At 59.6% G+C, this 13,988-nt stretch carries 12 protein-coding genes and 1 pseudogene; 3 read left to right on the top strand and 10 right to left on the bottom strand.

The window, feature by feature from the left end; all coding sequences use genetic code 11:
* The 4 genes and pseudogenes from ACFO1S_RS21075 to ACFO1S_RS21060 all read right to left on the bottom strand — a co-directional run.
* Positions 1-915, bottom strand: a pseudogene (locus tag ACFO1S_RS21075) (hypothetical protein); the annotation flags it as partial.
* Between the two features lie 83 nt (positions 916-998).
* Positions 999-1,625, bottom strand: a complete 627-nt coding sequence (locus ACFO1S_RS21070) for a ribonuclease HII (protein ID WP_204601500.1) — start codon at positions 1,623-1,625, stop codon at positions 999-1,001.
* A gap of 195 nt (positions 1,626-1,820) precedes the next feature.
* Positions 1,821-2,792: an NAD-dependent epimerase/dehydratase family protein gene (locus ACFO1S_RS21065; RefSeq protein WP_204601499.1), complete on the bottom strand. Its 972-nt coding sequence runs from the start codon at positions 2,790-2,792 to the stop codon at positions 1,821-1,823.
* Between the two features lie 102 nt (positions 2,793-2,894).
* Positions 2,895-3,428 (bottom strand): TetR/AcrR family transcriptional regulator, encoded by a 534-nt coding sequence (locus ACFO1S_RS21060; RefSeq protein WP_204601498.1) that lies wholly within the window; start codon positions 3,426-3,428, stop codon positions 2,895-2,897.
* 200 nt (positions 3,429-3,628) lie between these two features.
* Here ACFO1S_RS21060 and ACFO1S_RS21055 point away from each other — a divergent pair, with 200 nt between their 5' ends.
* From ACFO1S_RS21055 to ACFO1S_RS21045, 3 genes are read left to right on the top strand one after another with little or no spacing between them, the layout of a single operon-like run.
* Positions 3,629-4,408 carry a MerR family transcriptional regulator gene (locus ACFO1S_RS21055; protein ID WP_204601497.1) on the top strand — a complete coding sequence of 260 codons (780 nt, stop codon included), beginning with the start codon at positions 3,629-3,631 and terminating at the stop codon, positions 4,406-4,408.
* Positions 4,405-5,058 carry a GNAT family N-acetyltransferase gene (locus ACFO1S_RS21050; protein ID WP_204601496.1) on the top strand — a complete coding sequence of 218 codons (654 nt, stop codon included), beginning with the start codon at positions 4,405-4,407 and terminating at the stop codon, positions 5,056-5,058. Before ACFO1S_RS21055 ends, ACFO1S_RS21050 begins: the two co-directional genes overlap by 4 nt.
* Positions 5,042-6,079 carry an alpha/beta hydrolase family protein gene (locus ACFO1S_RS21045; RefSeq protein WP_204601495.1) on the top strand — a complete coding sequence of 346 codons (1,038 nt, stop codon included), beginning with the start codon at positions 5,042-5,044 and terminating at the stop codon, positions 6,077-6,079. The genes ACFO1S_RS21050 and ACFO1S_RS21045 overlap by 17 nt, the downstream gene beginning before the upstream one ends.
* 107 nt (positions 6,080-6,186) lie before the next feature.
* Here the strand turns inward: ACFO1S_RS21045 and ACFO1S_RS21040 are convergent, their stop codons facing one another.
* The 6 genes from ACFO1S_RS21040 to ACFO1S_RS21015 form a co-directional block, all read right to left on the bottom strand.
* A complete protein-coding gene (locus ACFO1S_RS21040) occupies positions 6,187-8,103 on the bottom strand; it encodes a serine hydrolase domain-containing protein (protein WP_204601494.1) in 1,917 nt (638 codons plus the stop codon).
* A 186-nt stretch (positions 8,104-8,289) separates the two neighbouring features.
* Entirely contained in the window at positions 8,290-11,085 is a 2,796-nt protein-coding gene (locus ACFO1S_RS21035; RefSeq protein WP_204601493.1) for an S-layer homology domain-containing protein, read from the bottom strand.
* 147 nt (positions 11,086-11,232) lie between these two features.
* Positions 11,233-11,910 carry a DUF4166 domain-containing protein gene (locus tag ACFO1S_RS21030; protein WP_204601492.1) on the bottom strand — a complete coding sequence of 226 codons (678 nt, stop codon included), beginning with the start codon at positions 11,908-11,910 and terminating at the stop codon, positions 11,233-11,235.
* Entirely contained in the window at positions 11,907-12,851 is a 945-nt protein-coding gene (locus ACFO1S_RS21025; protein WP_204601491.1) for a DoxX-like family protein, read from the bottom strand. The genes ACFO1S_RS21030 and ACFO1S_RS21025 overlap by 4 nt, the downstream gene beginning before the upstream one ends.
* Positions 12,841-13,308: a thiol-disulfide oxidoreductase DCC family protein gene (locus ACFO1S_RS21020; protein WP_204601490.1), complete on the bottom strand. Its 468-nt coding sequence runs from the start codon at positions 13,306-13,308 to the stop codon at positions 12,841-12,843. The genes ACFO1S_RS21025 and ACFO1S_RS21020 overlap by 11 nt, the downstream gene beginning before the upstream one ends.
* A 290-nt stretch (positions 13,309-13,598) precedes the next feature.
* A complete protein-coding gene (locus tag ACFO1S_RS21015; RefSeq protein ID WP_378127483.1) occupies positions 13,599-13,895 on the bottom strand; it encodes a spore germination protein in 297 nt (98 codons plus the stop codon).
* Positions 13,896-13,988 lie beyond the last annotated feature (93 nt).

Genomic DNA, 13,988 nt, shown 5'->3' with positions numbered 1-13,988 from the left:
CGCGCCGCCCTGAGCCGGCGGCGCTGGCGTGCCCGGCGCTGCCGGGGCTTGCGGCTGGGCAGCGGCCGCGCTCCTGGCCGCGCCGTCGCCACGGGCTTGCGCGGCGTCTGCGGCGGCTTTGCCCGGCTCGCCGCCGGCTCGCGGCGCTGCCGCCTCCTGCTGCTGCGGAAGCGCCGCATCGGGCTTCGCGGTCTGCGCGCCCGCTTGCCGCTCCCCGGCAAGCAGCGCTTCTCCCTCGGAGAGGATCGAAGCGCCCTGCGCCAGCAAGCTCTGCAGCCGCTGCCCCAGAGCCGCAGCCTCCGGGGAAGGCGGCTTCGCTCCGGACAGCCAGCCGTCCAGCGCCGTCCGCAGATCGGCCAGCCCCTCATGGATCGGCTGGCCGAACAACGCCTGCCGGAGCGACGACAGCGTCGTCTCCGTCGGCTTCAGCCCCCTGCGAAACGCGACGTCAGCCGCGTTCAGCCACGTCTCCGCATCGACTCCGGGCGGCTTAAGCGCGGCTGCGGCATTGAAGTGCGCCGCAGCCTCCCTGCCGATCGGATAGCCGTCTCGCTTCAATCCGCGAAGCAGCTCCATCGCCCATTTCTGCTCCGGCATGCCGAAGGTTTTCAGAACATCCTTCAGCCCTTCTTCGGGCAGAGCCTCCGTCGTGTCCGCCAGCGGCTTCAAGGTCACCAGACCCCCGGCCCCGCCGGGCTGAACCTGCAGCAGCGCGCTGCGGCCCAGCGGCATCTCCGCATCCAGCTTGGCTTTTACGTGCACGCCGTTAATATTGACGAGCGCCTCCTGATTTTCAAGCAGCTCCAGCAGGACGCCTCTGACGATTTGACCGATTTTCAGTTCCAGCGAGCGGCTGTCCGTCGGCACCGCGTCGCCCATCAGCGCCCGCAGCATCGGACCGATATTCATGCTCATGCCGATTCCTCCTTACAAGCTCCCTATCCTATGTATCGGCATTCCGCCGTCCCGCCATGAATGGATGGGACGCTCGTCCGCCCTTAGAACAGCGCCTGCTGCTCCGCTTCCTGTCCTTTCATGAAGCTGCGGCGATGCATCGGCGTCGGCCCGAGCCTCTGCAACGCTTCGCGATGGACCTTCGTCGCATAGCCTTTATGTACCGCGATTCCGTATCCGGGATACAGCGCCTCCCACACCTCCGCGCATAGCCGGTCTCTCGTCACCTTGGCCAGGATGGAAGCCGCCGCGATCGATTGGCTCAAGCTGTCGCCTTTAATGATCGCCGTCTGCCCGATGGGCAGGCTTACCGTCTCCGCGTCGACTAGCAAGTGCTCCGGCGCGACTCCCAGACCTAGCACCGCCTGCTTCATCGCCAGTCTGGACGCCTGACGGATATTGATCGAATCGATCACCGCCGGCTCGATTCTCGCCACCGACCATGCCGTCGCTTCTTGAATGATTTGCTCGTAGAGCCTGTTCCGCTTTTTCTCGCTGATCTGCTTCGAATCATTTACCTCTTCCAGCACAAGCCCGACCGGCAGCACGACCGCGGCGGCCACCACGTCTCCGAACAGACAGCCCCGTCCGACCTCGTCGACGCCCGCCACCGCCGTCATGCCCTGCGCCCACAATTCGGTTTCATAAGTCAATCTATTGATCTCTTCCATGTATCGTTCTTCCTCCTAATCCGCTCCTTTCATTGTCCGATATCGGCACGGGATTGCCAAGCATTATTTCTGTCGCGGTTCACCAAGTTCTAAGGTCCATTCCATCGCGAAAGGGACCGCTCGCTGCCTTCCATCAGCTTATTCAAGTTAATATGGTGCCGAACTACCCTTGAACACGGATTAGTAATTGATCAATTACAAATGTGCAATCTTCAGCTTTCTTTGCAATTCCCGTATCGTCTGCGCAATTCCTTCTTCGAAGGGCGTCTCCGGAATCGGACCGATGCGGCTCTCGTATTTGTCCCGGCTGAGCACAAGCGGCTCTTCGGTCAAATACAGCATCTCGACCACTTCCTTCATTACCGGCGCAGCCAGGCCGAGCAGCGAGAGCCCGATTCTTCCGAGCGGAACGATCGGCCTGGAGCGCCCGCTCGCCCTCCTGGCCAGTCGCACGATCTCCTTGCCGGAAATCAGACCCGCCCCGGGAATGTTCCAGTTTTGCCGATAAGCTTCTTCCCGTCCGGCCAGCTCCACCACCATCGATGCCGCATCCGGCAAGTACACGTATTCGCGGGGAACCTGCATATTCCCGACGAAGATGCCAGGCTTCCCCGCCGCGATCGCTTCGAGCGTGGCGCCCAGATAGGAGGCCTCGTTCGCCGTCGGTCCATAATAATCCGGCAGACGGACGATCATGGTCCGGACGCGCTTCCATCTGGCATCGAACAGCATGTTTTCGTATGCGAGCCGCGTCTTGCCCTTCCTCGTGTGCGGCTCCTTCGGATGCTCCTCCGTCACTCGCTCCATTTGCTTGCGTCCATAAGGATAGATGCCATCGATGACGACCAGCTTCATGCCAAGGAGATTCGCCGCCTCCATGACCGATTCGCCCAGCGGGATCAGTTTCTTCTCCATCTCGTGATAAGGAACGTTGGCGCAATGAAACAGAACGTCAGTCCCGCGCGCCGCGGCGGCAATCTCGTCGGAACGGAAGGCATCGCCGACGACGATCTCCAGATGCTCCGGATTACCCAGGCGGTTCGCCAGCCGTTCCAGCTTGCCGGACGAACGGCCGAACGCAAGCGTAGGAATCCCCCTCTTCACCAGCTCCTCTGTAATTGCCGCTCCTGTTCCGCCCGTTGCTCCGACTACGATGGCCTTTTCCATTTGCCTCATCCTCTTCTCTTGTTTGTAATTGATTAATCACTAACTATTGCACACTTTATCATCAAGTTATTGATTGGTCAATAAATAAATTTCGTAAAGCTATTATTTCCGTCCTCCCCCTTCCATAAGCTCGGGCAATTGCAACGATGTCGCAATGTTGCACAGCATCCCTCTGGCAAGGAATAGCAGCGTCCGCTCCTCGGCGTTTTCCATGTTCGCTGCCCGGAAGGCTTCCAGCACCATCCCGCGCACTTCCCTGAAGCCGTCCTGCATCGCTTGGCGAATCGGCGCTTCCTGAATCGTCTGGGCTTGCATCTGCAGCAATATTTCCTTCTCGTGAGCAGCGAGAATTTCCACATAGGCCTCGATCAGCCGCCTCTCCAGCTGGTCCGGCGAAGCCAAGTCCACGGCTCTGCGGAAAGCCTCGACGACTCTTGTCCAGGAAACCTCCAGCGCGGCCAGGAGCAAAGCTTCCTTCGTAGCAAAAAAACGAAAAATATAAGGCTGGGAAATTTTCGCCCGCTCCGCGACCTGCGCTGTCGTGGCGCGATAGTAACCGATTTCCGCAAAAATCTCGATCGCCGCCGATACAATATCGGATTTGCGATTGACCGATGCCGCTTCCGCTCTAGCCATAGCGCTTCCCGTCTCCTTCAACTGTGAGTGATTAGTCAATAATTGCGTAAGTATAGCTTATCCGCCGGAACGAAGCAACCTGCATGCCGCGTTACCGCCAAAGAGGCCAGACTCGCCCGTGACGAATCCGTTCTTGACATTAGGACAGACCTAAGGTTTATCGTTAAGACATTCACTCTGCATCCGGAAGGGGCTCTCCCATGAACGACTACATCACCATCAGCGAGCTGGCCAAGCTTATGAACGTATCCGTGCACCAGCTTCGCTACTTCGAAGATAAGCGGATTTTGCCTCCGGCCTTCACCGGCGACAATCACTATCGCATGTACGGCATCGACGAGGTTTATCGGCTGGCCCATATTTTGCTGCTCCGCGAGCTGGACATTCCCGTCGGCACGATCGAGCAATGCCTGAATGGCTATTCTCCCGAGAATTACAGGCTGCTCCTGGACGAATCGCTAGGCAAGGTTCGGACGGAAATCGATCGGCTGACGAAGCTGCAGCGGCAAATGGAAAGCTTGCTGGACAAGCAGCGGGAATGGAGCGAACAGCCTCGCGGCTACCAGCGTCGATGGCTGCCGGAGCGCCGCTTGAAGCAATGGCTCGTTCTGGCGGACGGCGCCTCGCTTACCGCCCGCAGCCTGTACGAACGGGAGCCTGCGCCAAGCGGCTTGTACAAGAACGATCTTTATTACGTCTGCGAGGCGCAGCGCACGCTTCTGTGCATGGAAAGCGCGGAGAAAAGCGACAGCGTATTGGAGGAAGGAGAGTATCTTTGCAAGCCGTTCGCGCTGACCGACGAGCAGGACCTTGAACGCGAAGCGGAGCGGCTGGCGCATGAGCTGCGCCAACGTCATGCCTCCGCCGCAGGGCCTTTTATTTTCGTAGAACATGCCTATCTGTCTATGTTCGAGCAGGAGCGGCTTCAGTATGAAATTCAGGTCAGGCTCGATCCTGACCGCTGCGGAGAACTCCGATGACGACCCGTCCGGACATCCCGATCGTCCCTTACCGCATGCAGCACGAGGAAGCCGTCAGACAGCTTCTTCTGCAGGCTTTTCGCGGCAAGTTCCAAGCCCTCGCTCCTCTGGACGACGAACGGCTTGCCCGTCTGGCACGAATCGCGTGGCCCTCTCTCACCGCTCAGGCGGTGGCCGTAGAAGGGAATGAAGTCGTCGGCGCCCTCTCTCTGAAATCGCGAACGGCCCCGAGCGCGCAACGCGCGGAGCGACCGATCCGCTTGAGCAGCCTCTTTAAGCAGTATGGATTTTTCAACGTATGCCGTTTGCTGGGAGGGCTCAGCTATCTCGACTACGAGCCGCTTCCAAGGGAGTGCTATATCGACTACGTCGCCGTCAGCGCCAGCCGCCGCAATCTGGGAATCGGCTTCCGGCTGCTGTCGCAGGCGCGGCTGCTGGTTGAAGAACGTCCCGAATTCGATCGCTTGACGCTCCATGTCGCGGGCCGGAACGTCCGGGCCGTTCAATTATACGAGCGAATGGGCTTCCGTCTCGTCCGATCCAGATACAGCATCGTTGGACAATTGTTATTTAAGGAGCCTCTCTGGCATTACATGGCCTGGTATCCCAATTCGCAGCCAAGGAGCCGCATCGATGAGAAAAAAAGTTAAAATCGCCGTTATCGCGCTGATCGGCGCTCTGCTCGCGCTTGTCCTCTATGTGCTTGACCAGCATTCTTATCGCATGATCGAACGAGCCGTCGTCATCGATACCCCGCAGGGCAGACTCGCCGGAACGCTGGCGCTGCCCGAGAACGGCTCCGGCAAATTCGGGCTCGTCGTGTTCGTGCATGGCGACGGACCGATAGACGATTCCTACAATGACGGCTACAAGCCGCTGTGGGAAAAATTCGCCTCCGTCGGCTACGCTTCCTTGTCGCTGGACAAGCCGGGAATCGGCGGCTCCTCCGGCCATTGGCTGGAGCAAAGCATGGAGGATCGCGCTCAAGAGATCGTTCATGCGATCGAGTGGGCGCGATCCTTGCCCGAGATCGACGAACGCTTCATCGGCTTATGGGGAGCAAGCCAGGCGGGATGGGTCATTCCCAAGATCGTGGAGAAGGAGCCGACGCTCGCCTTCAGCATTCTCGTATCGCCCGCCGTCAACTGGATTTCCCAAGGCCAGTACAACACCCGCGCCGAGATGCTGCGGGACGGACGCACCGAAGACGAGATCGAGGAGCGCGAAGCCTACAATGCGCGAATCGTGCAGTTGCTTGAGCGCGGCTCCTCCTATGAGGAGTATCTCAAGCTCGCGGCGCCGGATCGCCTTCTCTCCAGGGACAGATGGGCCTTCATCGCAAGAAATTTCCGATCCGACGCCAGCGACGAGCTGACGCGATTCACGTCCCCCATCCTTCTGGTGCTAGGAGGGCAAGACATTAACGTAGACGTGGAGGAAACCGAAAGCGTCTATCGCGAGAAGCTGCCTCCCGGCCTGCTCTCGCTCTCGTATTTTCCCGACGCGGACCACTCCATGCTGCGCAAGCGCTATGCCTCATCCGAGTTCAGCGCTTATTGGGCGGCGATTTTCTCTCCCCGCAAGCTGGTCGTGGACGGATACGCGGAGGAGCTGGCGCAATTCGTCTCTCGGTTCCATCCGCTGCTTCCTTCCGCTCGATTGCAGCCCTAGCATGCTTTGCCCGGCCACGTGACGATAACCTCGCTGTTGCCCGGGTCCAAAGAGGCTCGTTCTTCTCCCGATTGCCGGGACTTTCCATTTCGGGTTCGGCTGCTTGATTAGCGATAGAATTGCCAGAACGCCAACAAGCCGATAAGCGCAGCGAGCAGGACGACGGGGAGCAGCGTCGCCCATTTTTGCCGCAGGGTCAACTTCGGTCTCCTCGCCATCCAATAGAGCGCAAGCCATACCGCAAGCGCAACGGCTAATCCCGTCAGAATACGATTGGCAACGAGCTGCGGCCAAACCTCCGAATAGGCGCGCTCGTTGCGGCTAAGCATTCTGGCCGCCAGCAGCAGATTGTTCGCGACGAGCCCGGTGCCGGTCAGGCTCAGTCCGGCGACGAGCCTGCGCATCGCCGACTGCGCCGGGGAGCGCTCTGTCTTTTTCCTTCTGCGCCATAAAGCCCTCGCCAGCATCACCAAGGGCGATAAGATAAAGAAAGCGACCGAGACTGCAGCCAGAACGGCATTCAAGAGCAATAGGGGACGCGACTTCCCGGCAGGCAGCGGCAAATAGTCGGTCGTGTACATGGAGATTTTGTCCACCTTGCCTCCGGTCACCTTAAAATGCAGCATCGGAAAAGCGTCCAATGCGTCGTCGCCGCTCCCCTTCTCGTACAGGAAAGGCTTGACCTGCCTGTACTCCGCCGTTAATCCGGCCAGAGAGACGCGAATATCCTTCGCTCCAAGAGGCTCGATGTTAAGCAGGGTGAGATACGGATATAGGCTCATGAAGCCGTAAGCGGGGCGGCGCGCGGCAATGAAGCTCCCCTGAAGCTGCGCGGAATCGGGCAGCCCCTCTTGAAGCGTGCCCAGGTCTCGCATGCCCGTCAACGCTCTGGACAGCCCGTGGACGATGTCGGACTCGGCCGCTTGGTTCGTCATGACGATGACCGCAAAGCGTTCCTCCGGAACGAATTGGAGCTGGCTGGAGAACGCGATCGTGTTCCCGCCGTGCCCCAGCGTCCTGCGTGCGCCCGGATATTCCCAGAAACCATGCGCGATCCCCGGCATATTCGCATCCGCCGAATAGCTCCGGGCAAGCATTTCCGCTAACGTGTCCGGCCGGGCGAACAGGGGCGAGCTTTCTCCCTCGGCCGGCATCAGCGCGACGGCCAGCTTGGCGAGATCCTCCGCCGTCCCGTTGTTCCCGCCGTTTGGGTACATGGACATATAGTTCCACGAGCCGGGCGCGAAATCGTCTTCGCCCGCCAGCAGGTAACCCGACGCCTTCTCCGCGATCAGCTCCGGACGGTTCTCCAGCGTGGGATGGGCCGTTGTCTCATTCATGCCCAGCTTTGAGAACACCTGCTCCTCCGCATAGGCGTGAAACTGCCGGCCGCTGATTCTTTCGACGATATAAGCTGCGAGCGTAGTGGAATAGTTGGAATAAGCGACAACCTCGCCCGGCTTGTATATCTGCGCGGGCCGGGCAAGCTTTAGTCCCTCCTCCAGCGAGCGCACCTTCTCGGGAGAGGTGTAGGCCATATCGAACATATATTCCTCGAAGCCCGCGTTATGGTTCATCAGATTCAGCATCGTGATCGGCTCGCGATAGGTTAAGCCCGACAGAATATCGTCGGGCAAATAGGCTCGAATATCCGCGTTCAGATCCAGCTTCCCCTGCTCGGCCAATTGCATGACGCCGATCCAAACGACCAGCTTGCTGATGGAGCCCCACTCGAATACCGTACTCCGCGTGACCGGCGCTTGTTTCTCCCGATCCGCGTAGCCGTAGCCTTTCGACAATACGGTTTGTCCGTCCTTTACGATCACGATGGACGCGCCGGCCAAGGTTTTCCCCACTCTGCTCTCGACGTATTCATCTACAAATTCCTCCAGCTTTTCGAGTTCGATGCCCGAAGGCGTCGTCCTGCCGTGCCCGGCCGCGGGAGCGGCTTCCGCGAATGCGGTCGCCGCTCCCGATAGGCCGATCGCAAGCAGGACGAGAAGCGCAATTGTTTGTTTGATCATGCCGTTTCTCCCGTCTCTGTGTCTTCGGCGCCGATGTCCATTTTTTCGCAAGCTTGCAGCCTGTCCGTCCTCCCCCTCGCGCATGGCTTCAGGCGAAGGCGGACGTGCGCATTAAAACGCAAGTCCCCACCCGGCTTCGGATGAGGACTTGCAGACGGACGCCCCGTTTGGCGCCATAGGACGCCGTTATTCGTCGATCATGCCGAGCGCGACGAGCGTCCGCACAAGCACAGCGGCCGCCTGGGCTCGGGTTGCCGTCCGCTGCGGCTCATATACGTTCGCTGCGGTTCCCGTCATCACGTTCAGCTTGGCCATCGTCCTGACGGCTGCGATGTAATCCGGGTGCACGGTCCCGATGTCCCGGTAGCCGTCCAACGCGACGCCTTGCCCTGCGCTTGCGGGCGTCTGCGGCCCGATCGCTCCGGCCAGCATGCCAGCCATCCGCTCTCTTGTCAGCGGCCGGCCGGACGTTGCATCCGGCGTGAGCGATTCTCGGCCCAGCGCCCGCCGCAGCATCGTCTCGAATTCGGCTCCCGTGACCAAGCGGTCCGGGGCGAAGAGGCCCCCTCCTACGCCGTTTACCAGCCCCTTGGCTGCGGCCGTATGAGCAGCCTTCCGCCCCCAATGCCCGCTCATATCGCTGAACGCTATTTCGTTCTCCAGCACCGCATAGATGCTGTTGGAATCGGAACGGATCGCTGCGAACCACGCTTCGCCGATTTTCAGCTTGCGCGCCGGAACGAACTCCGGCTTACCAGTCGATTCGCGATAACGGAATGCCCCCCACTGCTCCGGCATGTCCGTCCTACTCCCTGGCATCGGGATCAACCTCGTCAACGCTTCGGCGAACTTGTCCGCCGTTCCGATCGCGGCTCCTGTCTTCGCCTGAACCAGTTCTATCCGATAGTCGACGATTGCGCCCATCACCTTGCCGGATGGCAGTTCTCGGGCAAGCGCCGTTCGGATGGCCGGATCGCCGGACTTATCCGTCAGCGTGATCCTGAAGCTGAGCTCCTCGGCTTTAAGCCCGTTCGAAGCCAACAGCTTGTCCAATCCGGGAATAAGCTCGGCCAGTCGAACAGGAATGCGGTAGCTGCCGTAAGGCGTCTTGATCTCGATGAAGAACGAGGCATTGCGCTCCTTAAGACCGGCAAGTACGGACAACGGAATCGCCGCATAGACGGAATCTCCCTTCGGCTCGGTCTCCAGAATGACGGACGGCTTCTCCGGGTCGAAGGCGGCCGGGTCGATCTCCTTGCCGTTCAGATCAATGACGCTTCTCGGCGGTACAGGCGCGGAGCCTCCGCCGCTGCCGCCGGAAGCCGCAGCCGGCGCAGCTCTCTCGACCGTTACCGTATACGTCTTCGTCGCTCCGCTGGGCGCCGTGGCGATGATTGTAATCGTATTGCTTCCCACGTTCAAGGAAATCGGACCGAACGCCGCGCCGTCGGTCGCCGCCGCTCCGTTGATCGTCAGCGTGCCGTCTCCGTCGGATAAGGTTGCCGTGATCGACAAGCTTCCGACCTCGTTGCCTACATTCGCCGTGTATGCATCCGTGCCGTGCGCGAACGCCGGATTCAGCGTTCCCGCGGACAACGACAAAGCGCCCAGATCCGCATTGTCCGATAACGGCGTCGCGCTCATAACGTTAGAGGCGATGCTTTCATCTCCCGGGAACAGGGCCGTTACCTTGAAATAGTAGGGCGTTCCATTCGTCAGACCCGTCACCGTGTGGCTGTACACCGCTCCGCTTACGGTCGTAGCTTCCGTATAGCCGGAAGCCGCCGTCGGACTCTGCAGCACCCGATAGCCCGAAGCTCCGTTGACCGGCGACCACGACAGCGTCGCAGTCTCGGAGCCCCCGACGGCGGAAACCATCGCCGGAACGCTGGAAAGTCGAAGAACCTCGCTGGCGCTCGAGGGAACCAGCCATAGATTCAATCCGTCGAATATCCCTTTTCTAAAGCTTCCAATATAATCGCCGGCGGGGGCATAATGCCCCGAGATTTCTCCAGTCACCGTATCGATTTGCAGAAATCTGCCGTCGCCGCTAGGCTTCACCCAGATGCTTCGGCCGTCGAATGCCGGACCCGTCAGCAAACTGCCGCTTTTATCGAACCCGCTCGGCCAATCGCTGTACCCGGTCATCTCTCCGTCGCTCGTATTCAGCTTGACGATCTGATTGGCGCTGTACGGAATCAGCCAGACGTTGCCGTTTCCGTCGAATATTCCCCCAGAGAAAGCGTAGCCGGCGCGATTTAGGCCGTTCGGCCATGCATTATAGCCTTCCATCGCTCCTGTTGCCGGATCGAACCTGATAACGCGATCGGCTCTGGACGGGATCAGCCAAATAAATTGTCCGTCGAACACCCCGCCTGCGAAGTCGTACCCCTGCAGGGAAAATCCGCTCGGCCATGCTGCATATCCTGTCATTGTCCCGGACGACTTGTCTAGCCGGACAATCTGGTTCGCGTTCGAAGGAATCAGCCATAACGCCCCATCGTGAAAGACCCCTCCGCTGAAGCGCGGAGCGGAGCCCGACAAGCCGCTCGGCCAATTCTGATATCCCGTCATCGCTCCGTTGGTCGAGTCGATCTGAATGACTCTGTCCGCGAGACTGGGAATCAACCATACGGAATCGCCGTCGAACACGGCGTCTCCGAAAGCGCCGTTTCCTTTGACAAATCCGGTCGGCCAGCTGTCATAGCTGGTCATCAGTCCTGTCTCGGTGTCCAACTTGACGACCCTTGAAGTTTCGGCAGGGGCCATCCAAATATAACGACCGTCGTACGCTCCCCCGCCGAATAGGGAATAATTGAAAGCAAACCCGCTCGGCCAGTCCGCATTGCTCCGGAACTCGATCTCCGGCCCCAGCGGCCCCGCCGGGCCGTTCGCCCCCGCCGGCGCCGGCCACAGACTGCCCAGCAGCAGCAGCAGGGCGGCAAGCCAAGCCGCCGTCGCTCGTTTTATTGCCCGTCTCATAATTGGTCCCTCCTTGCTCTATTCTTCTATTTTCCATTCTAGCTTTCCATTTCCCTCCTGTCGATAGACGCCAAAAAATCCCCGTTTACGGGGAAAGCTGTCGGGAGCTCCTGTATGGAAGCCCCCGGTTAGTGCCCGCGCGCTCTATTACTCTCTCCGTTCCTCCCGCAGCGGCTTGATATCCAGCGGGAAAGCGGCGGCGTCCAGGCGTTCGAACCGCGCCTGAAACCGCCCATGATAGCGAAATACCGGGCCGATCAGAGGGTTCGTCACGTTCACCGAAATTTTGAAGGTTTGCTCCCTGTCGTCATACCATTCGCAGACATTGGCGATGCCGGTCAAGGAGGGCGGAAAACGGAAGCCTAACGGGCCTTCATAGAAGCGCTGTTCGCCTGAACGAATCTGAATGCCGCCGTCGTCCCGAACCGTCATCTCCAAATCTACCGCAAGATGCTGCTTCGTTCCGAGATAATCCACGATTTTTTGCCGGTCCTCGCTATAGATCATCGTGGCGTCGAAGCTTCGGATCGCCTCGGGAAATTTGAACTTCCGGCACCAGGTCACCGTCTCCCGGCCATAGGCATCCCGGTAAGCATAGTTGTCAATGCTGAAGGGGATGGCCGTTCCGCCCCGAGGGAACATAATGTGCCGAGTCTGGCCCAGCCGCAGCGGAAGGGCCGCCCATTTGGCATACCAGATGCGCTCCATGACGCCGTGTCCGATGGATGCAATGCCGTCCTTGCTGCTGAATCCGAAGCGCTCTTGCACTTTCGGGTGCAGCTTGCGAAATTCCGAACCTAGCGCTTGCTCATAGATTGAGATCATGTCGGCCGCAGCCTCCTTGCCTTTTCGTTAGGTTTGACAGGTCTTCTGCGGCAGTTCGCCGCATTCGGAAGCCCCTCCGCCGTTCTCGAAGCCGCCAGTCCGACTCCCGCCATCGCGAGACTGAGCGTAAGCGGATTAAAGGGATCGCGCAGCAGCTCGGGAATTCCCGTTACGGCAGCCATGCCGAGTGCCAGCAGCAGCCCTGCCTGCAGCTTGTACACCCACCGCTTGCGATGCATGAACCCGATGAGGAAAGCAAGCGCCGCCTCCGCCGCTCCGAGCAGCGGCAGCGCGACTTCCTCCCATCCGTTCAGCCACCCCGTCTGCCGAAGCAGGTCCAGCTCCCCGTACCCCGGGTAGAGCAGCTTGGGCACGACTCCCTGGTACAGCCACAACAGAACAAGCAGCGCGACGGCCGAATAATGAAGAATGGCCTTCTCCGCGCTGACAGCCGGAGAAATTCCCTTCTCGAGCCATAGCCTGAGTCTGTCAAAGCTCCAGGCCGTCGCGTATCCGAACAGAGGCCGGAACAGCAGGATATCCGCCCACTTGCCGAGAGCTCCGAACCTCGTCTCGTAATCGAAGCGAGTTGCAAACAAAAGCTCGCCGTTCTCGCAGGCCTCGTATTTCCAATAGCCGCCGCCGCGGCGAATGAGCGAGAGTCGCTGCTCCGATCCGAAGGCAAGCGTCGACAGACGCCTTCCCTTATCCCCTTCGAACGTCGCCTTCGTTTCCCCCGTCCCCGCGATGCTCAGACCGAATCCGATGCGCGTGCGGTACAGAAACCTCTGGCTTTCTTCCCCGGCCCGGCGAGGCAAGTAGTCGATATCGGAAAATCGCAAATCCCACTGCCGATGAAGATCCGGCTGCTGGGTATGCTCCCATAGCGCTTGCATGTCGGCCTTCATCCTGATCGCTACGTAGATCGGTCTAGCCTTCATGCGGCTCCCCCTCCTTTGCGTCATTCGACGCGCCTTCCAGAAATCTCGCGCTAACGTCCGGCGTCGGAACGAGGCAGCGGTCGGGACGGCCGAACCAACGGTAGCGGCGCTTGGCGATAAAATCGTATACCCGATCCCTCAGCAGGCGCGGAGCAAGCAATCCCGCCCAAGCCAGCGACCATGGCAAGCCCAGCTTTCCGCAGGTTCGCAGCGCCGCGGTCGACTTCGTATAATAACGGCCGTTATCGACCATCACGAACGTATCCAGATCCTCTCTGTTCAGACCGCCCTCCGCCAGCAAGCGCTGTCCCGGATCCGACTGAAGCGATGCGAACCGGAATCGGGCGCGCGAATCGCGCCGGATGACAAACCGCGCAATGCCGCTGCAGAGATTGCACTGACCGTCGATCAGCAGCACGATCGGCGCGGACACCTTGTCTATCCCGTAGTCCTCCATCTTCAGCCCCCCTTTCTGTTTCTATTGTACCTCCGAAGTCAGACCCCTGCGCAGTTCCATCTTTATAGGAACGTCCCGATCCGAAGGTACTACGTTTTCTAGTACCTTGCGCTTTCGAGCAAAATAAACGAGAAGATCGCCCTTCTCGCCGGGACAGGCAAGAGAGCGATCTTCTATCGGCTGCGGCTTGATTCGTCTATCTCTGCTTGGCCCCTCTCGTGCCAAATTCCTGAATGGCCGCTACGACGCGGATTTCGACCGGCATCCGGCTGAATCTCTATCGGTGCTTTTCAGATTTCCGACGGAAAGAATCGAAGATTGAATGGTTTCCTTGATTCTCTCTGCCTTCGCTTCCGAGCGAACTCGCCCACGGACGGCGGCCCTGCGTGCATCAGCGGCTTCATTACTTGTTCGTTAATCGTTTTTTTGTCTACGAGACCGTCGATATATACAATCATAGCTTGCCAGGACATGCCTCCGACATGGAAGGGGCGAAATTGGACATCCGGGCTGTGCCCGATCGTCTCCTTCATCGCCTCCGCATTGTCCTGCAGCGTCCCGGACAGTTTTCGCTCATCCTTAGGCATGCATAAGCTCCTCGCTCATCCGGAATTCTAACGTTCATGCTCCCCCAACGCAGGCAATTCGATTCATGTATGGAACATCCTTCCTCGTCCATT

Origin of the sequence: Cohnella boryungensis (assembly GCF_042651945.1) — a bacterium.
In the GTDB taxonomy this organism is placed as follows: domain Bacteria; phylum Bacillota; class Bacilli; order Paenibacillales; family Paenibacillaceae; genus Cohnella; species Cohnella boryungensis.
The sequence above is the reverse complement of the archived record's forward strand: the minus strand, read 5'-3'. Positions and strand labels throughout refer to the sequence as shown.

Bases quoted from the DNA above. Each gene is read 5' to 3' on its own strand.
- ACFO1S_RS21070 (WP_204601500.1), bottom strand. From the start codon at position 1,625: ATGGAAGAGATCAATAGATTGACTTATGAAACCGAATTGTGGGCGCAG.
- ACFO1S_RS21065 (WP_204601499.1), bottom strand. From the start codon at position 2,792: ATGGAAAAGGCCATCGTAGTCGGAGCAACGGGCGGAACAGGAGCGGCA.
- ACFO1S_RS21060 (WP_204601498.1), bottom strand. From the start codon at position 3,428: ATGGCTAGAGCGGAAGCGGCATCGGTCAATCGCAAATCCGATATTGTA.
- ACFO1S_RS21055 (WP_204601497.1), top strand. From the start codon at position 3,629: ATGAACGACTACATCACCATCAGCGAGCTGGCCAAGCTTATGAACGTA.
- ACFO1S_RS21050 (WP_204601496.1), top strand. From the start codon at position 4,405: ATGACGACCCGTCCGGACATCCCGATCGTCCCTTACCGCATGCAGCAC.
- ACFO1S_RS21045 (WP_204601495.1), top strand. From the start codon at position 5,042: ATGAGAAAAAAAGTTAAAATCGCCGTTATCGCGCTGATCGGCGCTCTG.
- ACFO1S_RS21040 (WP_204601494.1), bottom strand. From the start codon at position 8,103: ATGATCAAACAAACAATTGCGCTTCTCGTCCTGCTTGCGATCGGCCTA.
- ACFO1S_RS21035 (WP_204601493.1), bottom strand. From the start codon at position 11,085: ATGAGACGGGCAATAAAACGAGCGACGGCGGCTTGGCTTGCCGCCCTG.
- ACFO1S_RS21030 (WP_204601492.1), bottom strand. From the start codon at position 11,910: ATGATCTCAATCTATGAGCAAGCGCTAGGTTCGGAATTTCGCAAGCTG.
- ACFO1S_RS21025 (WP_204601491.1), bottom strand. From the start codon at position 12,851: ATGAAGGCTAGACCGATCTACGTAGCGATCAGGATGAAGGCCGACATG.
- ACFO1S_RS21020 (WP_204601490.1), bottom strand. From the start codon at position 13,308: ATGGAGGACTACGGGATAGACAAGGTGTCCGCGCCGATCGTGCTGCTG.
- ACFO1S_RS21015 (WP_378127483.1), bottom strand. From the start codon at position 13,895: ATGCCTAAGGATGAGCGAAAACTGTCCGGGACGCTGCAGGACAATGCG.